23 protein-coding genes and 1 pseudogene are annotated in these 20,789 nt (G+C 73.6%); 12 read left to right on the forward strand and 12 right to left on the reverse strand.

Annotated elements, in window-relative coordinates; translation table 11 throughout:
• Positions 1 to 78: 78 nt before the first annotated feature.
• Complete coding sequence (locus tag ACFOWE_RS11875; protein WP_377287322.1) at positions 79 to 1,608, reverse strand: hypothetical protein; 1,530 nt, start codon at positions 1,606 to 1,608, stop codon at positions 79 to 81.
• 493 nt (positions 1,609 to 2,101) lie between these two features.
• On the opposite strand from ACFOWE_RS11875, the gene ACFOWE_RS11880 reads away from it, so the two are divergent.
• A complete protein-coding gene (locus tag ACFOWE_RS11880) occupies positions 2,102 to 2,716 on the forward strand; it encodes a methyltransferase family protein (RefSeq protein WP_377287323.1) in 615 nt (204 codons plus the stop codon).
• Positions 2,717 to 2,721: 5 nt separating this feature from the next.
• Here ACFOWE_RS11880 and ACFOWE_RS11885 read toward each other — a convergent pair whose 3' ends face one another.
• Entirely contained in the window at positions 2,722 to 3,522 is an 801-nt protein-coding gene (locus ACFOWE_RS11885) for an IucA/IucC family C-terminal-domain containing protein (protein WP_377287324.1), read from the reverse strand.
• A 155-nt stretch (positions 3,523 to 3,677) separates the two neighbouring features.
• Positions 3,678 to 4,919 (reverse strand): MFS transporter, encoded by a 1,242-nt coding sequence (locus ACFOWE_RS11890; protein ID WP_377287325.1) that lies wholly within the window; start codon positions 4,917 to 4,919, stop codon positions 3,678 to 3,680.
• Positions 4,920 to 5,014: 95 nt separating this feature from the next.
• Here ACFOWE_RS11890 and ACFOWE_RS11895 point away from each other — a divergent pair, with 95 nt between their 5' ends.
• From ACFOWE_RS11895 to ACFOWE_RS11910, 4 genes are all read left to right on the forward strand, one after another.
• Positions 5,015 to 6,046 (forward strand): ABC transporter substrate-binding protein, encoded by a 1,032-nt coding sequence (locus tag ACFOWE_RS11895; RefSeq protein ID WP_377287326.1) that lies wholly within the window; start codon positions 5,015 to 5,017, stop codon positions 6,044 to 6,046.
• 37 nt (positions 6,047 to 6,083) lie between these two features.
• Positions 6,084 to 7,139: a FecCD family ABC transporter permease gene (locus tag ACFOWE_RS11900; RefSeq protein WP_377287327.1), complete on the forward strand. Its 1,056-nt coding sequence runs from the start codon at positions 6,084 to 6,086 to the stop codon at positions 7,137 to 7,139.
• A complete protein-coding gene (locus tag ACFOWE_RS11905) occupies positions 7,136 to 7,930 on the forward strand; it encodes an ABC transporter ATP-binding protein (protein ID WP_377287328.1) in 795 nt (264 codons plus the stop codon). Before ACFOWE_RS11900 ends, ACFOWE_RS11905 begins: the two co-directional genes overlap by 4 nt.
• 103 nt (positions 7,931 to 8,033) lie before the next feature.
• Positions 8,034 to 8,864: a carbon-nitrogen hydrolase family protein gene (locus ACFOWE_RS11910; protein WP_377287329.1), complete on the forward strand. Its 831-nt coding sequence runs from the start codon at positions 8,034 to 8,036 to the stop codon at positions 8,862 to 8,864.
• 84 nt (positions 8,865 to 8,948) lie between these two features.
• Here the strand turns inward: ACFOWE_RS11910 and ACFOWE_RS11915 are convergent, their stop codons facing one another.
• From ACFOWE_RS11915 to ACFOWE_RS11945, 7 genes and pseudogenes are all read right to left on the reverse strand, one after another.
• Positions 8,949 to 9,503 (reverse strand): DUF4396 domain-containing protein, encoded by a 555-nt coding sequence (locus ACFOWE_RS11915; protein ID WP_377287330.1) that lies wholly within the window; start codon positions 9,501 to 9,503, stop codon positions 8,949 to 8,951.
• Positions 9,504 to 9,797: 294 nt separating this feature from the next.
• Positions 9,798 to 10,433 (reverse strand): DUF305 domain-containing protein, encoded by a 636-nt coding sequence (locus ACFOWE_RS11920; RefSeq protein ID WP_377287331.1) that lies wholly within the window; start codon positions 10,431 to 10,433, stop codon positions 9,798 to 9,800.
• A 132-nt stretch (positions 10,434 to 10,565) separates the two neighbouring features.
• Positions 10,566 to 11,174 (reverse strand): CueP family metal-binding protein, encoded by a 609-nt coding sequence (locus tag ACFOWE_RS11925; RefSeq protein WP_377287332.1) that lies wholly within the window; start codon positions 11,172 to 11,174, stop codon positions 10,566 to 10,568.
• Positions 11,175 to 11,332: 158 nt separating this feature from the next.
• Positions 11,333 to 11,980: a DUF6803 family protein gene (locus ACFOWE_RS11930; protein ID WP_377287333.1), complete on the reverse strand. Its 648-nt coding sequence runs from the start codon at positions 11,978 to 11,980 to the stop codon at positions 11,333 to 11,335.
• A gap of 123 nt (positions 11,981 to 12,103) precedes the next feature.
• Complete coding sequence (locus ACFOWE_RS11935; RefSeq protein ID WP_377287334.1) at positions 12,104 to 13,252, reverse strand: sensor histidine kinase; 1,149 nt, start codon at positions 13,250 to 13,252, stop codon at positions 12,104 to 12,106.
• Positions 13,249 to 14,022, reverse strand: a complete 774-nt coding sequence (locus ACFOWE_RS11940) for a response regulator (RefSeq protein ID WP_377287335.1) — start codon at positions 14,020 to 14,022, stop codon at positions 13,249 to 13,251. Before ACFOWE_RS11940 ends, ACFOWE_RS11935 begins: the two co-directional genes overlap by 4 nt.
• A 284-nt stretch (positions 14,023 to 14,306) precedes the next feature.
• Positions 14,307 to 14,471, reverse strand: a pseudogene (locus ACFOWE_RS11945) (helix-turn-helix transcriptional regulator); the annotation flags it as partial.
• On the opposite strand from ACFOWE_RS11945, the gene ACFOWE_RS11950 reads away from it, so the two are divergent.
• Positions 14,471 to 14,707 carry a hypothetical protein gene (locus ACFOWE_RS11950; RefSeq protein ID WP_377287336.1) on the forward strand — a complete coding sequence of 79 codons (237 nt, stop codon included), beginning with the start codon at positions 14,471 to 14,473 and terminating at the stop codon, positions 14,705 to 14,707. The pseudogene ACFOWE_RS11945 and the gene ACFOWE_RS11950 overlap by 1 nt on opposite strands.
• A gap of 249 nt (positions 14,708 to 14,956) precedes the next feature.
• Here ACFOWE_RS11950 and ACFOWE_RS11955 read toward each other — a convergent pair whose 3' ends face one another.
• Positions 14,957 to 15,859 (reverse strand): CPBP family intramembrane glutamic endopeptidase, encoded by a 903-nt coding sequence (locus ACFOWE_RS11955; protein WP_377287337.1) that lies wholly within the window; start codon positions 15,857 to 15,859, stop codon positions 14,957 to 14,959.
• Between the two features lie 45 nt (positions 15,860 to 15,904).
• On the opposite strand from ACFOWE_RS11955, the gene ACFOWE_RS11960 reads away from it, so the two are divergent.
• Both ACFOWE_RS11960 and ACFOWE_RS11965 read left to right on the forward strand, forming a co-directional pair.
• Entirely contained in the window at positions 15,905 to 16,573 is a 669-nt protein-coding gene (locus ACFOWE_RS11960) for a TetR/AcrR family transcriptional regulator (RefSeq protein ID WP_377287338.1), read from the forward strand.
• 95 nt (positions 16,574 to 16,668) lie between these two features.
• Positions 16,669 to 17,169, forward strand: a complete 501-nt coding sequence (locus ACFOWE_RS11965; RefSeq protein WP_377287339.1) for an NUDIX domain-containing protein — start codon at positions 16,669 to 16,671, stop codon at positions 17,167 to 17,169.
• Positions 17,170 to 17,221: 52 nt separating this feature from the next.
• Here ACFOWE_RS11965 and ACFOWE_RS11970 read toward each other — a convergent pair whose 3' ends face one another.
• Positions 17,222 to 18,109 (reverse strand): haloalkane dehalogenase, encoded by an 888-nt coding sequence (locus ACFOWE_RS11970; protein ID WP_377287340.1) that lies wholly within the window; start codon positions 18,107 to 18,109, stop codon positions 17,222 to 17,224.
• A 184-nt stretch (positions 18,110 to 18,293) separates the two neighbouring features.
• Here ACFOWE_RS11970 and ACFOWE_RS11975 point away from each other — a divergent pair, with 184 nt between their 5' ends.
• From ACFOWE_RS11975 to ACFOWE_RS11990, 4 genes are all read left to right on the forward strand, one after another.
• Positions 18,294 to 18,734, forward strand: a complete 441-nt coding sequence (locus tag ACFOWE_RS11975; RefSeq protein WP_377287341.1) for a hypothetical protein — start codon at positions 18,294 to 18,296, stop codon at positions 18,732 to 18,734.
• Entirely contained in the window at positions 18,731 to 19,108 is a 378-nt protein-coding gene (locus ACFOWE_RS11980; RefSeq protein ID WP_377287342.1) for a GntR family transcriptional regulator, read from the forward strand. Before ACFOWE_RS11975 ends, ACFOWE_RS11980 begins: the two co-directional genes overlap by 4 nt.
• A gap of 87 nt (positions 19,109 to 19,195) precedes the next feature.
• Positions 19,196 to 19,831, forward strand: coding sequence for a TetR/AcrR family transcriptional regulator (locus tag ACFOWE_RS11985; RefSeq protein WP_377287343.1), 636 nt, complete (start codon positions 19,196 to 19,198; stop codon positions 19,829 to 19,831).
• 118 nt (positions 19,832 to 19,949) lie between these two features.
• Positions 19,950 to 20,789 (forward strand): MBL fold metallo-hydrolase (locus ACFOWE_RS11990; RefSeq protein ID WP_377287344.1); only part of this gene is annotated, 840 nt, incomplete at its 3' end.

Raw genomic sequence — 20,789 nt, forward strand, 5'->3', positions numbered from 1 at the left:
AGGCCGGTCCGGAGGGAGCCGTCGGCCGCTCCGCTCGTGGTGCGGGCGCAGCGCGGTGCGGACGGAGAGGAGACGGGGTCAGGCCGGGGGACGGCCGGTGGCCCAGCGCAGCCACTGGCCGACCGACCTGGCGGAGGTGAGCCGGGCGCAGAACCCCCGCCGGGCCAGGTCCGCGGCGATGTCGAGCGCGGCGGTCTGCATGCCCAGGAAGCTGTCCACCGCCGGGAAGTGGTTGCCGGCCGTGGCCGCGCCCGAGGCGTACAGCACGCCGTCGCCGTTCTCCGTGCCGGTCACCTCGAAGCTCTCCCCGACCGCCAGGCGGCCCGCGCCGTTGCGCCGGGCGCCGCCGTGCTCCAGCAGGTCGGCCAGGACCCGGTGCTCGGGCATGTCGGCCTCCAGGCCGGTGCAGTCGATGATGAAGTCCGAGACGTAGTGGCCGGACATCCCGTTCGCGCTGCTCGTGAAGCTGGCCAGGCGGCCGTCCGGGGTGGGCTCCACCTTGTGGACCGTCGCCTGGAGAGGGTGGTACCAGCCGCCCGCCCGGCCCTGGCGCATCTGCTCCTGCCAGCGGCGCAGCTTCGGCGTGGTGGTGCCGCCGACGGCCTTGTACAGGGACGCGCGTTCCTCTCCCTGCACCCGGCGGAACTGCGCCTTCAACTGGCCGCCGAAGGCGGACTTGGGGAAGGTGAAGGCCTGGTAGGCCCAGCCGTCGCCGCCCTCGCGCCGCATCCACGGGCTCGGGCCGTGCGGTCCGGTCACGAACGTGCGGAACAGGTGCACGATCTGCGTCTGCAGGCCGTACCGCTCCCGGTCGTCCATGAGGCGCTGCAGCACACGGGAGGCGACGATCCCGGCGCCCCGGACCACCACAGTGCCCGGCCGTGACTTGAGGGACTCGTAGACGTGCTCGTGCGGCTCGTAGGCGTTGACGACGCGGTGGTAGTCGTCGTACTTCTCCCGGAAGCACTGCAGGTCCTCCAGGAACTTCAGGCCCGGATACCCCACCGCCAGGTGGACGTACCGGGAGCGGAACGCCACCCGCCGGGCCGGCCCCGTGCCGGCGGGCGGGGTGAGGAGCGTGAGGTAGCCGCCGCCGGCCCGGCGGCGGACCATCCGAACCTGGCCCCTGACCAGCATGTCCCAGTACGCGATGCGATCGGCCTCGCGCTTGACCGTGGCGAAGACCGTCGCGGCCCGGGGGCTGAAGAAGTCGGTGAGGAGCGGCTCCGCCAGGACCTGCCAGAGCAGCTTCGGCGACTTGTCCCGCCAGGCCTCGTGCAGGGCGTAGGAGGGGGAGCCCCAGATGTTGTCGGGGCGGGCTCCCGCGTCGGAGCGGATGCGCTCGTGCGGCGGGAGCTGCGATACGCGGGTGAGGTACTCCCAGGTCTGCCAGGGGGTGTCGCTGTTCGACAGCACCCGGACCGACGAGGTCGGCGCCCCGCAGATCCGCAGCACGTCGACCAGGGTGAAGGAGCCGAGCCCGCCGCCCACCGAGACCAGCGGCGTGTCGAAGACCGGGATGCCCGCCTCGTGGAGCATCCGGTCGTGCCAGACGGACGATCCGATGAGGTGGGGGGTGAGGGGGTCGTGATGCTGAGCGGCTGGCACGGAGAGGATCCTTGCGGCGCGGTTCTGGGGTTGCGCGACGCCGGGCAGGCCCGGCGTCCGCTCTTCATCATCACGATCATGGCTTGCCTTCCGCTTGCAGATCATTGCAGCCGCCCGGCCGGGTTTTCTGCGGGGTCTGGCCACCTGGAGCCTGCCGGGGGCGAGGGGATCCGCCGCCGGCACCGAGCTGACATCGCGTCCGCGCGGTGCCGGCGGCAACCCGCGCGCACGGCGACAAGAGAGACCGTCCGGCTATGTACAAGATTTCCTGAATTCAGGTTTCTGTGTATTGTGAGGGCGTGTTGACGATCGCCCCAGAGAGCGGAGTCCTCGCGCGGTCCGGCCGTGCGCTTGCCGGCCCGGTCCGCCGCCGCATCCCGCCGGCCTCGCGCCAGGCCCCCGCCTCCGGTCCGGCCGCGCCCGGCGGGCGCGGCGACGGCCGCCGCAGCACCGAAACCGTCGGCACCACCGGCACCACCGACAGGAAGTGATCATGGCTGTTACCGCGCTCATGCTGTATCTGACCGCCCTTGCTCTGGCGTTCGGCTGGCGCACGTTCGTGCACTGGCGCCGCACCGGCGACACCGGTCTGCGCCTGGACGCCGGTCCGGCCGGCTCGGTCGCCTGGTGGGCCAAGCTGACGTTCGTGGCCGCGATCATGCTGGGTCTGGCCGGGCCGGTCGCCGCCGTGGCCGGCCTGGCGCCGCTGCCCGCCCTCGACCACCCGCTGGCCGCGGGGGCCGGGCTGGTGATCGCCCTTTCCGGCGCCGCGGCCACGCTGGCCGCTCAGCTGTCCATGGGCGCCTCCTGGCGGATCGGCGTGGACGCCGGTGAGCGCACCGAGCTGGTCACCGGCGGCCCGTTCGCGCTGGCCCGCAACCCGATCTTCACCGCGATGATCACCACCAGTGCCGGACTGACGCTGATGGTGCCCAACGTGGTCGCCGTGCTCGCTCTGGCCGTCCTGGTGACCGCCATCGAGCTGCAGGTACGCGCGGTGGAGGAGCCCTATCTGCTGGCCGTCCACGGCCGCGCCTACCAGGGGTACGCCGCGCGGGTGGGCCGGTTCGTGCCAGGCCTGGGCCGCCTGCCGGACCCGGCCGTGTGAGCGGGTCAGTGCGGGGCCGTGCCGCCCGTGAGGGTACGGCGGTAGCCGGCGATGCGGTCCTCCGTGCTGTCCAGGCAGCAGCTGGCGCACTTGTCGCCGTGGACGGCGGTGTAGAACAGGCAGCACGTCCGGCGCAGGTAGAACAGTCCTTCGGCGCCGTCTTCGGCGAGCCGGACCATCTCCCCGAGAGCGGCCAGCTCCGGCGGGCAGGCCGCGAGGAACCTGTCGTAGGCGCGCTGCAGCAGGTCGACGTCGGCTCCGGGCCGCCGGCTCGCGGCGCCGAAGGCCGCGGCGCATCCGTGGGCGATGCCTCCGTGCAGCTGCCGCCGGCCGGCGCGGCTGCGCGCCCGCAGCGCCTCGGCGACCGGGAACAGGTGCTCGTGGAGGACCTGGCCCACGAGCAGTTCCAGCCGTTCGGCCGGGGTCGTGCGGGAGACGTCGGCAAGGCGCGGCCGGCGCAGCGCGACGGCCGCGAAGCCGTGGTGGTCGTCGAGCCGCAGCAGCACGTTGGGCGGTCGCACGTCCAGCACCTGGTCGTGCAGCGCCCACGCCAGCAGGGCGGGAGCGGTGACCGTGCCGGCGTAGACGGCCATCACGGTCAGCGCCGTGGCGTGCGCCGACACCTGCCCGCTGGCCGTCCGCTCGGCCTCCAGCACCCGGGTCAGCTCCTCGGAGGCGGGATCGGCCAGCCGGTCGGCGGCGATCCAGTCGCCGCCTCCCTCGGGGGCGGTCTCGAGCCGGTAGCGCTCGCCGTACCCGGCCAGGGTCGTGAGCACGGTGGCCGGATCGGCGGGCGGATGAGGCACGGGGGAGGGCTCCTTGCGTGACGGGCGGGACTGCCGGTGAACCATTGTGCGGCATCGGCGCGGCAGGTCGGCGCGTCCTCACCGGGCGCGCTCCACGGCCCTTCCGGCCGTCGCGGACACGTCCTCTGCGCGCGGTGATCAGGCTCCGGACGTCTTCAGTCCCTCCTGCGGCGGGAGAAACCGCGGCTGCCGGGGATCAGGGCCGCCGCCGCGGGAGCCGCGAAGCACACGATCGCACAGCCTCCCAGCACCGGTTGCCGGCCGAAGGCGTCGATGGCGGGGGCGAGGAAGGCCAGGCCGACGGGGGCCAGGCCGTAGGAGACGAGGAAGTCCAGCGAGGACACCCGGGCCAGCAGCCGCGGGTCCACCTCGCGCTGCATGGCGGTGAACCAGGGCACGTTGAACAGCTCGATGCCCAGCCCGGCGATCGCGTAGGCGGCGAACACCGCCGCCGGGTGCACCGGCAGCAGCAGGCTGAGCGGGGCGAAGCCGTACAGGGCCAGCCCCGTCAGCGCGGCCCGGCCCTGCGCCCGAGGCCGCCAACGGGCCATGAGCACGGCTCCGGCCAGCGCGCCGGCGGTGTAGGCGGTGAGTGCTCCGGCGAGCACCGCCTCGGTGCCGTAGCGGTCCCGGCTCACCAGCGGGAGCGCCACTCCGGTGGCGGAGTAGCCGGTGAAGATGACGGCCGCCAGGGCGGCCAGGCCCGCCAGGAACCACGGGTGGCGCCGCGCCTCGCGCACGCCGTCGCCGAACTCCTTGACGAACGCCGTCCCGCCCGTTGCCGGTCCGGGGACGTCCCGTCCCCGAGGGGGCAGGGCGGCGGCGATCAGCCAGAGCACGCCGGTGCCGACGACCAGGGCCCAGGTGCTCAGCACGGTCGCCAGCAGCGCGGTCGCCGCCGGTGCTGCCAGAGTGGTGACACGGACGGCCAGCGTGATGGCGGCGTTGGCCTGCTGACGGCGCTCACCGTCGACGATTTCGGCGGTGAGCGCCTGGAAGGCGGGCCGGCATGCGCCCTGGCCCGCGCCGACGACGGCCGCCGCGGCGCCCATGAGCAGCACGGACCGCTCCAGGCCGAGAGCGATGAACGGCGTGGCGACCGCGGCGGCCAGCCCGGACCACCAGACGACCGCCCGGCGCGAGTACCGGTCCGCCAGAACGCCGCTGATCGGTACGGCGAGCAGGAACCCTGCCGTCCTGGCCGCCAGGACGAGGCCGAGGCCTGCGGCGGTGAGCGAGCGGTCCAGCATCGCGAGTCCGAGGATGAACGGCAGCGCCCAGGTGGCCAGGCCTGACGCGGTGGTGCCGGACCACAGCCGCAGGAAGGGCGCCTCGCGCAGGGGCGACCGCGGGCCGGGGCGGGGCGTGTCCGGAGCGGTCGGTGCGGGTGCTGTCACAGGGGGACTCCTCTGCCGCCCGGCCGCCCCATGTCGGTCGCATCGGGGCCGGGCTCGTATCAATTGATAATGAAAGCCATTATCATTCCATGTCCATGAGAACCCTTTACCGGCCGGTCCGGTCCGCTGCCGCCGTGGCCGTGGTGACGCTCGGCCTCGCGGCGGCCGGCTGCGGCGCCACCTCGACCTCCCCCTCCGCCGCGCGGGCGGAACGTCCTGCCGCGGCGGTGACGGTCAGCAGCTGCGGCCGGACGCTGTCGTTCGAGCGGCCTCCCCGGCGTGTGATGACGCTGGACCAGTCCTCCACCGAGACGCTGCTCGCCCTCGGCCTGCAGACCGGCATGGCGGGGACCTCCAACCTGAAGACGAAGGTGGCCCCGCGGTACAGGGCGGCCTACGACAGCGTCCCCGTGCTGAGCCCGAAGATCCTCACCGCCGAGCAGCTCCGGGCCGCCACCCCCGACCTGGTGGTCTCCTCGTTCACCGCGCTGTACACCAAGGACCGGGTCGGCACCCGCGAGGAGCTGGACCGGCTCGGTCTGCCCTCCTACGTCAGCGCGGTCGACTGCCCGGAGGCCGCCGAGCACGGTCTGACCCCGTTCGACCTGCTGGCACGTGACTACGAGAACCTGGGAAAGATCTTCGGTGTCGAGGACCGGGCGGCGGAACTCGTCGCCGCCCAGCGCGCGGCCCTCGACCGGGCGGCCCGGACCGGCGAGGACGTGGCCGGCGAGCCCACGGTGGTCTGGCTGTACTCGGTCTACGCGGGGCTGCCCTACGTGGCGGGCAAGGGCGGCATGCCGAGCGCGATGAGCGAGCTGACCGGTGTGCGCAACGCCTTCGACGACGTCGCCGAGGACTGGCCGGAGGCGTCCTGGGAGGAGATCGCCAGGCGGGACCCGGACATCATCGTCGTCGGGGACCTGTCCGAGCGGGGCGCGCCCGGCGACAGCGCGGCCGACAAACTGGCCATGATGCGCAAGGACCCGGCGACGTCGCAGCTGACGGCGCTGAAGGAGAACCGGATCATCCAGGTGCCCGGCATCGAGATGGACCCCTCGGTGCGCACGGTGAACACGCTCGCCCTGTTCGCCGCCGGTCTGAAGGACCTCGGGTATGTCCGCTAGCGGCATCGGCCGGCCGATCCCGTATCCCGGCGCACGCGTGTCCGGCGCCGCATCCGGCGATGCCCCGCCGCGCCGCTCCGGCGGGTACGCGCCGGTTCCGGTGCTGCTGGCCGCCGGCGTCGGACTGCTGATCTGCTCGGTGGCGGTGTCGGTGCGGGTCGGCGCCTCCGACGTCGGGTACGCCGAGCTCGCCCGCGCCGTCGGGACGCGGCTGGGGCTCGACGTCGAACCGCTGCCCCGCCTGCTCGACTCGCTCATCTGGGACCTGCGCGTGCCCCGCGTCCTCATGGCCGCCCTCGCCGGCGCCTCGCTGGCGGTCTGCGGCGCGGTCCTGCAGGCGGTGACCCGCAACGCCCTCGCCGACCCCTACCTGCTGGGCGTCTCCTCCGGCGCGTCCACCGGTGCGGTGGCGGTGGTCGTCCTGGGAGTCGGCGCGGGGTCATTGGGCGTGGCCGGGGGCGCGTTCGCGGGCGCGCTGCTCTCGTTCGGCGTGCTGGTGCTGCTGCTGCGGCGCAGCGGCCTGGACTCGTCCAGGATCGTGCTGACCGGCGTGATCGTCGCCCAGCTGTTCTCGGCGATCACGTCGCTGGTGCTGATGGCCTCCGGCGACGCCGACACCACGCGTGCGATCACCCACTGGCTGCTCGGCTCGATGTCCTCCACCCGCTGGGACACGGTGATCATCAGCGCCGTCGCGGGCGCCGGGGGAACGGGCGCCGTCTGGCTGTACGCGAACGCGCTGGACGGGTTCTCCTTCGGCTCCGACACCGCCTCCTCGCTGGGCATCGACGTGCGGAGGACACGCGTCGTACTGCTCGCCGTCACCGCGCTGCTGACCGCGGTGACCGTGGCCTCGGTGGGGGCGATCGGGTTCGTCGGCCTGATCGTGCCGCACGGCGTCCGCTTCCTGGCCGGGCCGACGCACCGGGCGCTGCTGCCGTTCACGGCCCTGGCCGGCGCGGTCTTCCTGATGTGGACCGACGCGCTGGCACGCGTGGTCTTCGCTCCGCAGGAGGTGCCCGTGGGCGTGTTCACCGCCCTGCTCGGAGTTCCGCTGTTCCTGCTCATCCTGCGCAGACGAGGTGAACTGTGAGAATCGAGGCAGAGGGCCTCACCTGGGCCGTCGCGGGCAGGATCATCGTCCGTGACGTCGGCCTGCGCGTGGAGAGCGGGGAGACGGTCGGGCTCATCGGTCCCAACGGCTCCGGCAAGTCATCGCTGCTGCGCTGCCTGGCCGGGCTCCGCACGCCCGCCGCGGGCGTCGTCCGCTACGACGGCCAGGACATCCGCGGATGGAGTGCCCGCAGGATCGCCACGAGCGTCGCGTTCGTCCAGCAGGCCGCCGAGGCCGACAACGATCTGCGTGTCGCCGACGTCGTCTCGCTGGGCCGGACCCCCCACCGAGGGCCGTGGCGCGGTCTCGGCCGGACCGATCGGCTGATCGTCGAGGCCGCGCTGGAACGCCTGGGACTGACCGGACTGAGGTCCGGCCGATGGCGGACGCTCTCGGGCGGAGAACGCCAGAGGACCCACATCGCCCGGGCCCTGGCCCAGCAGCCGCGCTGCATCCTGCTGGACGAGCCCACCAACCACCTCGACGTCCGCCACCAGCTGGAGCTGATGGACCTGCTGGCCGGCACCGACCAGACCGTTCTGGTCGCACTCCACGACCTGTCCCTGGCGGCCCGGTACTGCGACCGGCTCGTCCTGGTGCACCACGGCCGCCTGATCGCCGGCGGAACCCCGCAGGAGGTGCTCACCACGGAGCGGCTGCGGGACGTCTTCGGCGTCGACGCCCACCTCGACCACGACGCACTCGGCAACACGTCCATCACCTACCGCGGTGTCGCCGCACGGGAGGGGGGTCCCGTCCGCCAACGCTGAGCCGGAGATCTCCCGCACCGTCAGGGCTCACCGGCAGAGCCGCGTCATCGCCGGACGGACCCTGGTGATCGTTCAGGGGCCGGTGGTGCTACCGTCGCGGCTCGTGCTTCTGCGTACGGCCGTCGCCCAGATCCCGGTCACCTGGGACGTCGAGAAGAACCTGGCCGAGATCACCCGGGTGGCCGAGTCCTGCGCCGGGGACGACCTGGTCGTCCTGCCCGAGGGAGCGCTGTCCGGTTACGGCGCGGACCTGTCGCCGCTGGAGCGGCTCGACCCCGCGAAGCTGGACGCGGCCGCGGGCGAACTGGCCGCCCTGGCCCGGCGGACGGGTGTCCATCTGATCTGCGGCTCGCTGCTGCACGACGGCGGCCGCTGGTGGAACGGGGCGCTGGTGGTCACCCCCGGCGGGGCGCGCAGGCCGTACCGGAAGGTGAACCTGGCGGTCAGCGAGCGCGGTGTGCTGGGTGCCGGGTCGGATCTCCCCGTCCACCGGCTCGCCTGCGCCGGCGGCGCCGTCGACGTGGGCGTGCAGATCTGCCGGGAGATCCGCTTCCCCGAGCAGTGGCGGCACCTGGCCGGTTCCGGTGCGCAGGTGTTCGCCTACCTCACCCACGCGGCCAACCCTGATGAACCCCCTGGCGTGTGGCGGGCTCATCTGGTCAGCCGGGCGGCGGAGAACCAGCGCTGGCTGCTGGCCGCCAACGCCGCCGAGGCGGCCTCGCACTGCCCGACGATGATCGTCTCGCCGCGGGGCGAGATCGTCGCAGAGACGACCGGTGGCCAGCGGGCGGTGCTGCGCGCGACCGTCGACCTGGCGGCCGTCTCCGACTGGTACCTCGGCCAGCGGCGCGGCGACGTGCTGGAGTCGCGCTACCACGGCGGACCGGACGGACCGGGCGATCGCGAGGACGGACGCCGCCGATCGGGCCGGTAGCCCCCGGCAGGGACGGCCGCGCCGGGGGAATCACGGTCCCCTTTGTGTCCCTGTGCGTGTCCCTGTGCGCCGGGAGCGCCCTGCTCAGTGGTGGTAGGCGTGGACGACGGCGTGGCCCCCGCCCCGGCTGATGATCCATTTGTTGACCGGGGTGGTGACGAGGAAGGCGGCGAACAGGGCGAAGGCGAGGGCGCCCCAGAACAGGGGAGTGGTCAGGCCGGCGTCCATGGCGCCGGGGATCGCCAGCATGACGCCGTTGTCGATGACCTCCATGACGATGATGGAGACGGTGTCGGCGGCCAGGGCGAGCTTGACCGCGGTGCCCCAGCCCACGCCGGCCCGGCGCAGCGGGAGCAGGGTGAGCAGATAGCCGAAGAAGAAGGCCAGGGCGACGGCGAGCACGATGGTGGGCGCGGTGGACCAGCCCAGGACGGTGCCGATCACCAGACCGAGGACCTCGCCGATGGCGCAGCCGGTGAGGCAGTGCAGGGTGGCCGAGGCGGCCGTCCGCCAGCTCGCCGGCGGCCGGTGGCCGGCCTGATGGCCGTGCCCGTGGTGGCCCTCGTGATGTCCGTGGTCGCGGCGGCTGCGATGCCCCTCGTGATCCCCGTGGCTGGCGTGGTGAACCGGCTCGGACATGGCGGTCTCCTCGTCCTTCGCTCGTGGACTGCCGTGCCCGACTCTATACCCCATGGGGGTATATGGCAAAAGCGGTTTCCGGGAAGGGGCGTTCGGAGGAGGCGCTGCTGCCGGGCCGGAGGCGTCGCGGACGCGAGGCGGGGGTCCGACCGCGGCACGTTGTGCGGAGACGGTGATGGCCGCGTTCGTGGGACCGCCGGAGTAGGGGAGGCATTCAACGGATCACGGTCAGGGCCGTGGCGTGCGCGGGCACCTGCCCGCTGGCCGTCCGTTCGGCTTACGTGACGGGCGGGACTACAGGCGCGCGAGGATCTTGTTCATCTGCTCGATCTCGGCCTGCTGCGCGGTCTCGATGGTCCTGGCCAGCCGTACCGCCTCGGGGTTGAGGCCCTGCGCCTGCTCGGTACGGGCCATCTCGACCGCCCCCTTGTGATGGGAGATCATCATCTGCGAGAACATCCGGTCGAACTCCGCCCCCTCGGCCTCCTCGAGCATGGCCAGGTCCCCCTCGGTCATCATGCCGGGCATGCCGTGCCCGGCGTGGCCGCCCTGGGGAACGGTGGCCTCGCCCCAAGCCCTCAGCCACCCGGTCATGGTGGTGATCTCCGGGTCCTGGGCGCCCTGGATCTTCTGTGCGAGCTCCTTGACCTCCGGATCCGCGGCCCGGGTCGCGGCGAGTTCGGACATCTCCACGGCCTGCTCGTGGTGCGGGATCATCATCTGGGCGAACATCACGTCGGCGTCGTTGAAGGTCGCGCTCGGCTGCGGGGCCGCGGCCGTGGCAGCGGGGGCCGGCGTGCCGCCCGTCATGCCGTGGGCACCGGTCATCGGGCCGCTGTCGCCACCGCAGGCGGTCAGCACCGTCATGGCGCCGGCCGCCGTCACGGCGGTCAGGGCGAGCCTGCGGACGGCGGATCGGGTGATGGACATCGTGGTCGTCTCTTTCCGGTGTCGGCTTCGGGTGCGGCCCGGACGGCCGCCCGTGGCTCAGGCCCGCTCGCCTTCATCCGCCACGATCGATCGTGTCCGAGACAGAGCCGCCGGCCGTACGGTTCCAGAGCGTCAGGCGAGGCGGAGCGTGGTCAGGCAGGTCGGCGCGTCGTCACCGGTAGTGATCTCCGCTTCGCCGGTCCTGCCGTCGTAGGTGACCGTCAGGGTGCCCTCGATGCCACGGGGCAGCCAGAACCCGGTGAACCCGTTGGCGAAGGTGGTGCGCGTCTCGTCGACCAGCACCCTGCCGTCGGTCTCGTCCACGATCTTCACCTGGACGTCCTGGGCGGCCAGCTCGCCCTTGCAGGTGGTCAGCGAGTGGTGGAAGCACTCGTGGGTCCGATCCACGTACGGGGCCACCGACAGGTAGAAGCGGTCACCGGGGATGGGGAGGCTGAACTCCTGGGCGCCGCCGGAGACCACGAGTTCGCCGGGGCGGACCGATGCCCTCAGGCCGGTCGGGCGCTCCGGGAGGCTCAACCGGTCGAGGTGGTCGATGACCTCCTCGGCGCTCCTGCCGTCCAGTCCGTAGGCGGCCAGCAGCGGTCCGGCTCCGGCGGGTGCCGACGGCGCCGCGCCCGGCGCGGTGACGGCCGGGGCGGCGGTCGTGTCGTCGTTCGAGGCCGCGCAGCCGGTCAGCAGCAGGGCGGAGGCCGTGACCGCGATGACGAGTCGTTTCATCCTCATATCCTTCGTTTCCTCTGGTTTTTACCGTGTCGCGGGCGGGCGCGTCGGCCGCCTGCCCGTGAGACGCCGACGTGTCGCCCTCCGGCGCGGACCACCGTGAGCGGTGGGCGGTGAGCCGGTGCCCGACGTCCCGTCGTGGTGTTCGGGGGCGCTCACATGTTCATGCCGGTGTGGCCCGGGGTGTGGTAGCCGAACAACGTCGGGTCGAGCATCCCGAAGATCATGGCGATGTGCGCGACGACGAGGAACAGTCCCACGAAGGCGGCGTGCCACTTCAGCCGGGTGGTGTCGGTGAGGCCGCGGCCGAGGACGCGCAGCTCCAGCAGGGCGATGCCGAACAGCGGGACGGCACCGGACAGATAGCCGCCGACGGCGATGACGTCGACCGGTCCACGCCAGCCGCCGCCCGTGGTCAGGGGGATGGCGGCGTTGACCAGCAGATAGCCGAAGACGACGAGGAAGTACAGGCCGCCGATGATGCCGGCCCAGCGGCTGAGGGCCTTGACCCACGGTTCGGCGTCGCGTCTGAACAGGATGGCCAGTTCGGTGATCGCGACGGTCTCGGCCAGGACGACCGGCACGGCCATGAACATCAGCAGGTTCCACGGCTGGTTGGTGGCCAGCAGCTCCATGTAGTGGGTCATGGCCACGGAGGTGCCGCCGGTGGGCAGGTCCGGCAGCGCGAACGCGCCGCCGGCGGCGGCCGTCACCGCGGCGCCGGTCACGGCGGCGCCCAACGCCCATCCGGGCCGGTGCGCCGCCGGCGCGGTGAGGGTGGGGCGGGTCTGGATGGCGGACATGTCGTTCCTCCGGCGTGGTCGTCGCTGACCTCCCCAGCATCGGCCGGTTCCCCGAAGGTCACCCCGCAGGTTCGATGAAGATTCGATGAAGCCGCCCGGCGGGTTCGCCGAGGTCCGGCGGCGTCACCGCTCGCGGCGCGGCGCGGCGGGGACGCGGACGGTGAAGACCGCTCCCCGGCCGCGTCCGGCGCTGTGTGCGCGGATGCTCCCGCCGTGCGCCCTGACCAGGGCCCTGGTGATGGTCAGGCCGATGCCGCTGCCGCCCTGGGCGCGGCTCCGGGCGGGGTCCGCACGGTAGAAGCGGTCGAAGACGTGCGCGAGGTGATCCGGATCGATGCCCTCCCCGGTGTCGCGCACCTCGAACTCGGTCCAGTCACCGGCCGCGCGGCAGCCGACCGTGACGGTCCCTCCCGGCGGCGTGTGCCGCAGCGCGTTGTCCAGCAGGTTGCCCAGCACCTGCCCCATGCGCGCGGCGTCGGCGAGGACGGGCCGGCCCGCCGAGGGCTGCGAGCGCAGGGCGACGCCCTTGTCGCGGTAGCGCTCACCGGCGGCCCGCACGGCGTCGGCGACCAGCAGTGCGGGGTCCACCGGGTGCGGGTCGACCTCCAGGCGGCCCTCCTCCGCCCGTGAGACGGCGCTGACGTCCTGCGCCAGACGTCCCAGCCGTCCGGTGCTCGACCGCAGCACCGCGAAGGTGTCCTCATCGAGCGTGCGCACGCCGTCCTCCAGCGCCTCGATGTGGGCCTCCAGCGTCGCCAGCGGGGTGCGCATCTCGTGGGCGAGGTCGGCGAGCATGCGGCGGCGGGTGCTCTCCACGGCCTCCAGCTGCTCGGCGAGCGCGTTGAAGGTCGCCGCCAGCCGGTCGAACTCACCGCCGAGGCCCAGGAGGGGGAGGCGTGAGCCGTAGTCGCCGGCCGCGACCTCGGCCGCCGCGCCGGCCACCCGCGCGACGGACCGCTGCAGGCGGCGGCTGAGGTACCACGTCACCGCGAGCGCGAACACGACCGCGGCCAGCAGCGCCACCGGCAGGGACAGCAGCATCGCGGAGGTGAAGGCCTGGTCGACGTGCTCGGCCTCGGCCGCGGTGTGCGCGGTCCCGGCGCGCCGGAGGTGGTCGTGGAAGATCCCCGGGCCGACCGCGGAGGCCACCAGCCAGGTGGTCAGCGCCATGGCGACCAGCACGATCCCCTGGGCCGCCAGCAGGCGGGCCGCGAACCCCGATCGCCGCACCGGGCCCGCGGGGGCCGCGGGGACGGCCGGCCCGGAGCTCACTCGCCGGTTCCCATCCGGTACCCGATGCCGCGCACGGTCCTGATGAACCGTCCCCGGGCCGCGTCGTCGCCCAGTTTGCGCCGCAGGTGCCCGATGTGCACGTCGACCAGGTGCTCGTCGCCGACCCAGTCCGGTCCCCACACCGCGTCGACGAGTTGCCGCCTGCTGAAGGCCATGCGCGGCCGCTGCGACAGGACGGCCAGCAGGTCGAACTCGGTGCGGGTCAGCGGGACCGGCTCGCCGTCCAGCCAGACGTCGCGGCCGGCCGGGTCGACCGTCAACGGGCCGAAGGCACGGCTGTCCGGGTCCGCTCCGGCGCGGTCCGCCCGCGGCCTCGGACGGCGCAGCATCGCCTGGACGCGGGCGATCAGCTCGCGCGGGCTGAACGGCTTGGTCATGTAGTCGTCCGCGCCGGCCGACAGGCCGATGAGCGTGTCGACCTCCTCGCTGCGCGCGGTCAGCATGACGACGTAGGCGTCGGAGAAGGCGCGCACCCGCCGGCAGACCTCGACGCCGTCCAGCCCCGGCAGGCCGAGGTCCAGCACGACGACGTCCGGGTCGGCCCGGCGCACGGTGTCCACGGCCTGCCGCCCGTCATGGACCAAGGAGACCTCGAAGCCGTTCTTCTCCAGGTAGCTGCCCAGGACCGCGGCGAGCGGCTCCTCGTCCTCGACGACCACCGCCCGAGGAACCGTGGAAGCACGGTCAGGCGGCCCGCCCGCCGCGCCGTCGAGGGCGCCGCCGGACCGCTCACCAGGGATCTGCCGCATACCCCCATGATGTCAGCCCGCCGGAGTCGCAGGTCGTGACCGTGTTTCCGGGCAGGTGCCGGGTCCGGGGCTCCCCGCGGGACGAGGAACGGGGACTGCACGGCCGGCGCGCCGGACCGGGCGCTCAGGCCGTCAGGAGGGCGTTACGCCGGAGACATGACCGGCGGCGACCGTACCCCGGCGGCCTGTCCGGCGCCCGCCGGCTACTCGGTGGGTCCGGCCGCGGCCTCGGTGAATCGGCGGGCCAGGTGCGCGAAGGCCTGCGTGAGTTCGCGGGGCCCGACGACCTCGATGCCGCCGTCGGGACCTTTGACGGCGGTGATGGGGTGGCCGAGCTCGCGGAGCCGGTCGACGTCGCGTCGCACGGTGCGCAGGCTGAGGCCGAGGCGGTCGGCCAGCACCGTGCCGGGCCAGTCGCGGCGGGTCTGCAGCAGCGACAGCAGAGCCAATGGCCTACGACGTGCGCGGGAACCAGACCTGCGACGCCGGGGACCGGGCGTTCTTCGTCTCCGTCCGCGGCGGGGACGCCGACGAGATCACCACCTACTGGAAGGGCCTGTGCGACGGCGCCACCGTCATCGAGGACCTCGGCCCGGCCGGTCGGACCCCGCTCTACGGCATGCTCAGGGACCGTTTCGGCGTCACCTGGGTCCTCGACGTCGCCGTCGAGCACAACGCCGGCTGACCCGCTTGACAGGTTTCCCGGGGAGGGGTGGGGCTTCGGAGTCAAGCCCCGCCCCTGCCCGTCGGAGCCCGCACCATGGTGCTCTGCGTGATCTCCCTGGCCGCCGCCACGGCGGTCAAGGGCCCAAGGGTGCCGATCCGGGGTCTGACCCGGCAGCCGGTCCTGCGGGAGCGGCGGAGGAAGCCGCGCAGGCCTGCTGCCGGGCGGTAGCAGGCCGTTTCCGCTCCGTCCGCCGGAAGGCGGCAGGTGCTACAGCATGCCCAGCAGGACGGGACCAGCGTTGATCGCGCCGTGGACGGTGAGGATGGGCCACATCAGCCGGTACCGGCTCCACAGGTAGCCGAGGAACAGGCCCTGCACCCCCTGGTGGACGAGGACCGAGGCGAGATCGGTGAGCAGGTGGCCGGTGCCGTGGATGCCGACGTGCCAGGCCGCGAAGGGCAGGCTCGCCAGCACGATGGCGGGCCAGCGGCCGATGACGTGCTCCCACCGGGTCTGGAGCCACCGCCGGTAGAAGACCTCTTCGAGCAGGGCGTTGACGGCGAATACCACGATCATGGCGATCAGCAGCGCGGCGGGGCCGAGGCCCGCCGCCCACTCGCCGCCGGACGGCCGGGCGAACGGGCCGGCGTGGTAGAGGACGACCCAGGCCGCCACCGGCACCGCCGGCCCGTAGCGGTGCCATGCCTCGGCCCGCTCGCGCACCGCCTCCGGATGGGCGGCGCCGTGGCGCGACAGCCGGAACAGCAGCGCCGGTACGGCCAGCAGCAGGACGAGCTTCAAGACGGTGTGCGCGGGCTCGGCGCCACGGCCGCTGTCCGTCACCAGCCGCAGCGCCACCGCGAACAGCACGGCCGAGGCCAGGAGGACGCCTGCTTGCAGGTGGAGCCGCCGCGTCGCCGGTGCGCCGTCCACGGGGGCCGCCCGGGGCGGCGACGGCATCAGCCGGGTGAGCACCAGGCCGACGAGGGCGGGGATCCAGACGTGCCACATGGGCCTGGTGTCGGCGTGGTCGGCCGTGTAGCGGATCTCGCCGCCGGCGGTCAGCGCCAGCCACAGCGCTGATCCGGAGAGCGCGGCCAGGCCGGCGATCAGCACGCCCAGGCTCGGCATCCGGGGGTACGGCGTCCGCTGCGACGTCTTATTCAGCACAGTTGTACTTTATAGGAAACCATACAAGCGTGCGATAATAAGGGCATGCCGAAGATCGTCGATCATGCACGGCGACGTGACGAGCTCGTCCGCGCCGTATGGGAGGTCATCAGCCGGGAAGGCATCGAGGGCGCCACGGTCCGCAAGGTCGCCGAGGCGGCGGGCGTCTCGGTCGGCGGGCTGCGCCACTACTTCGACAACCAGCGCGGCCTGCTCGCCTTCGCCGCGCACGCGATCGGCAGGAACGTCGCCGCGCGCATCGCCGGGCATCTGCACGCGGACCTGCCGGGGCTGGAGCGCGCCCAGCTCATGCTCGAGGAGCTCCTCCCGCTGGACGACGACCGCCGCGTCGAAGTCGACGTGTGGCTGGCGTGCCTGGTGCGCTCACGCGTCGACGAGTCCCTGGCGGAGCTGCACGGCACCGGCTGGACGGGTGAACGCCACATCTGCCGCCTCGCGGTCGCCTCCTGCCACGCCGCGCCGCCGCCCGAGCTCGGGCAGGAGCTCGCCGACGCCGGCCTGGAACGGCAGGCCGTGCGGCTCCACGTGTTCATGGACGGCCTGACGCTGCAGACGGCGACCTACCCGCACGACTTCACCCCGCAGGGCATCCGCGCGATCGTCCGTGACGAGCTGCGCCTGCTGACCGGGGCGCGGCGCCCTTCCGCCGGGGAGGATCCCCCCGGCCCGGAATCCCGCGAGGGAATCCGCTGATGCTCCTCACGGGCCGGTACGGGGCGGCCCGGCCGGTGCGCGCGTCCGCCCGTTCCCGGCCGGCCGCGCCACGACGGTGCGCTACCGTCACGGCCATGACGACGCAGGACTCGCCCGCGGCACCGCTCGATCCGTACGCCGCATCGCTGGGACGCAAGTGGATGGCCGCCGGCGCGCTGATACGCGACGCGGCGGGCGCGGTGCTGCTGGTCGACCCGGTCTACAAACCGCAGTGGGACGTGCCCGGCGGCGTCGTCGAACCCGGCGAGTCCCCCACCTCGGCGTGCCGCCGTGAGCTGGCCGAGGAGCTCGGCCTGGACCTGCCGGCCGGGCGCCTGCTGGCGGCGGACTGGATCCCGCCGCGGCCCGGCTGGCCGGACGGGATGATCCTCGTCTACGACGGCGGCGTCCTGACCGCCGAGGAGATCGCCGCGATCCGGCTGCCCGCCGACGAGCTGGCCGGTTGGATGTTCGCCGACCCGGACCGGATACCGTCGCTGGTGCCCGCCCCGCTGGCCCGGCGCGTCGCCGCGGCCCTGCGGGCGGCGGCCGACGGCGCGGTGGCGTGTCTGGACGACGGCTACCCGGCAAGCTGACCGGCCGGGGCAGGCGGCGGGACGGAGGTGCCGCGCCGTCCTCCGAGGACTCTCAGCGCGAGACGAAGCGCACGATCTCGCGGCCGAGGCGCTCGCCGGCGTCCTCCTGCAGGAAGTGGCCCGCGCCCTCCAGCACCGGATGGTCGATCCCGTGCGCGCCCGGCACGAGACTCCGGAACAGCCCGGCCATGGGGCCGGTGATCGGGTCGCGGTCGCTGAAGGCGACGAGGAAGGGTTTGCTCCAGGTGCGCAGGACGTCCCAGGCGTCGCGGTTCGGCTGGGCCTCGACGTCGTCCGGCTCGGCGGGCACCAGGCCCGGCATGGCCCGCGGGCCCGCCTTGTGCGCGGCGTCGGGGAAGGGTGCGTCGTAGGCGGCCAGGACCTCGGGCGGCAGCGTGCTCGTGCAGCCCGACTGGATGCCGCGCGGCACGTCGAAGTCCGCTCCCGCGCCGCGTACGGCCTCCCGGAAGCGCAGCCAGGTCTCCGGCATCGGGAAGTCGCCGGTCGGCAGGCCGGTGTTGGCGGCCACGATCCGCGCGTAGCGGCCGGGGTCGGCGACGGCCAGGCGCAGGCCGATGAGGCCGCCCCAGTCCTGGCCGACGAGCGTGACGTCCTTCAGGCCGAGGGCGTCGACGAACGCGGCGGTCCAGGCGATGTGGCGGGCGTAGGTGTGGTCGGCGACCGCGGCCGGCTTGTCGGAGCGGCCGAAGCCGATCAGGTCGGGGGCCACGGCGCGGCAGCCGCCGTCCACGAGCACTCGGATGACGTGCCGGTACAGGAAGGACCACGACGGCTCGCCGTGCAGGAGCAGGACGACGGGGCCCTCGCCCTCGTCGACGTAGGCCATGCGGAGACCGTCGGGCAGGTCGACGTGGCGGGGTGGGTAGGGGAAGTCGGGCAGGTCGGCGAAACGCTCGTCGGGAGTCCTTAGCACATCCATGAGCGCATGCGTACCAGAATATTCGTCTATGAGCCACCCTCGGGTGTCTTCTCCCAGGCGTGGTCCCGGCCCCGAAGCGAGGGCGGACGCGGCAGGCGCCGGAGGAGCGCGCCCGCGGGGCGTTGACTTTGTCGCAAGTCATGACGCACCGTATTGATACAAAGCTTGCGACAAAGGAGGCGCCATGGCCCGCGGACCGTCACCGGCCACCGGCCCGCCGGCACGTGAGGCCGATCTGCGACCGGCACGCGAGTGGCTGGCCGCGCACGGCCTGGCCGTTCCCGAGCCCACCGTGCGGCAGCTGGCCGTCGTCGTGCTGATCGGCCTGACCGGTGCGACGGCCGTCACCGCCCTGCAGCTGCGTCACCTGCTCAGGCACCCGGTCGTGGCGGAGGACGAGGAGTCGCTGACCGCCGACGTCATCATGCGCGTCGAGGACGCCCGCGAGCTCACCACGCCGGGCGTGCAGTGGTCGCTGCCGGTGGTGCTGTTCGGCACCGCGCCCGGCTGGTGGGGTGTCGCCGCGGCCGCCTACCTGGTCCTGAGCCTGGCCGCGTGCGTCGCGCTCCGTGCCAGGACGCCGTCGTGCGCGGCGGTGGCCCGGCGGGCCGTGAGCGCCCGATGATCGTCATCGACGCGGCCTCGCCGGTGCCGCCGTTCGAGCAGCTGCGGGCCCAGCTCGCCCGGCAGATCCAGGACCGCACGCTGGCCGTGGGCGCCCGGCTGCCGACCATCCGCCGCCTCGCGGCCGACCTCGGCCTGGCCGTCAACACGGTCGGCCGGGCCTACCGGGAGCTGGAGGAGGCGGGGCTGATCGAGACGCGCGGGCGGGCGGGCTCGTTCGTGTCGGCCTCCGGCGAGGAGGGCCGGGAGCGGGCCCGGCAGGCCGCCGCCGACTACGCGGCCGTGATCGCCAGCGTCGGCATCGACGCGGCCGAGGCGATCCGCATCGTGCAGGCGGCCCTGGCGTCCGGCCCGGCGGCACCGGCCTCGTCATGACCGCGACCCGGTGAAACGGCGAGAACACCCGCGGGCGAGACTCGTACCCGTCACCGCCGACCCCCGCCCACGAGACGGAGACCCTCCGTGAACCGATCCGACCGCCGGGTGCGGCGCACCCGGCAAGCCGTACAGGACGCCCTGGTCGACGCGATCGTGGAGAAGGGCTACGACGCCGTCACCGTCACGGACCTGATCGAACGCGCCGACATCGGCCGCTCGACCTTCTACTCCCACTTCACCGGCAAGCAGGACGTCCTGTTCGGCGCGATCGACGAGCTCGTCGACCGCCTGGGGACCCGCCAGGCGACGCCTGAGAGGACCCCGCGGACGCCGTTCGCCTTCAGCCGCCCGTTGCTGGAGCACATCGACGAGCAGCGTCACCTGGTCCGCGCCCTCCTGGGGCCGCGCGGCGGAGCGGCCGTGCACGCCCGCATCCGGCACGTCCTGTCGTCGGTCGTCCGCGCCGAGCTGCTGGCCGCCCTGCCGCCGGCCGCCCGGCCTCCCGCCGACCTGGACCTCGCCGTCACCTGCGCCGCCGGCGCGTTCATGGCCCTGCTCACCCGCTGGGTGGAGGACGGCATGACCGAGACGCCCGAGCGGATGGACACCGTCTTCCGCACGGTACTGACCCAGGGCGTCACGGCGGCGCTGGAAGGCGTTCACACGACGGGCCGGCGGGTCCCGGGCGGTGCCGGGCCGATCCCGGACAGGCGGCCGTGACGTGTGCGGTTCCGGACATCCGCACCCCGTCTGACGGTTGCCGGGCGGTCCTGACCGGCGGTACTCCTTCTCGGACATCCCCGTCCGGCCCGCAGCCCCCTCACGCCAGGAGCAGCCCGTGCGCCTGCACGTCCCGCCCCAGCCGCCGCCCGTCACCGTCGGGCGGCGCACCGTCGTCCCGCTGATCGACGCGGCCGGGCACGTCCTGCCGCCCGAGCGCCTCTTCCCCGGCCTGCCGCCCGCCGACCTGGAACGGCTGCTCGCGATGGACGGCATGCGCGAGCCGATGGTCGTCACCGGCTTCGCCGTCCTGGGCGCCGGGACCACGATCCTGGTCGACACCTGCCTCGGCGGGCACAAGGGGGGAAGGCGAGGCCCCTTCCCCGGCTTCACCTCCCGCTGGATGGCCACCCTCGCCGAGGCCGGCGTCGAACCCGGGTCCGTGGACGTCGTGGTGACCACCCACCTCCACCACGACCACGTCGGCTGGCACACCACCGACGACCTGAGGCCGGCCTTCCCCCGCGCTCGCCACCTGCTGGCCGAGGCGGAGTACGAGCACTTCGCGGCCGGCCGTGCCCGGCACTCCGAACGGATCGGCGAGTGCCTCCTGCCCGTGCGGGAGGCCGGGCTGCTGGACCTGGTCACCGGAGTCCACCGGATCGACGACGGCGTACGGCTGCTGCCCGCCCCCGGTCACAGCCCCGGCCACCTCGTGGTGGAGATCACCGACAGCGGCCGGACCGCGACGATCGCGGGAGACCTGGTCCACCACCCGCTGCAACTGCTCCGCCCGGACGTCTCCTCGTCCCTCTGCGACGATCCCGTCCTCGCCGCGGAGACCCGCCGCCGCGTGCTCGACGACCTCGCCGACCGCTCCGGCGTCCTCCTCGCCACCCACCTGGCCCGCTCCGGGACCGTCCGCAGGGAAGGCTCCGGCTTCGTCCTCGACGATCCG

This window comes from Planomonospora corallina (assembly GCF_042650625.1).
Taxonomy (GTDB): domain Bacteria; phylum Actinomycetota; class Actinomycetes; order Streptosporangiales; family Streptosporangiaceae; genus Planomonospora_B; species Planomonospora_B corallina.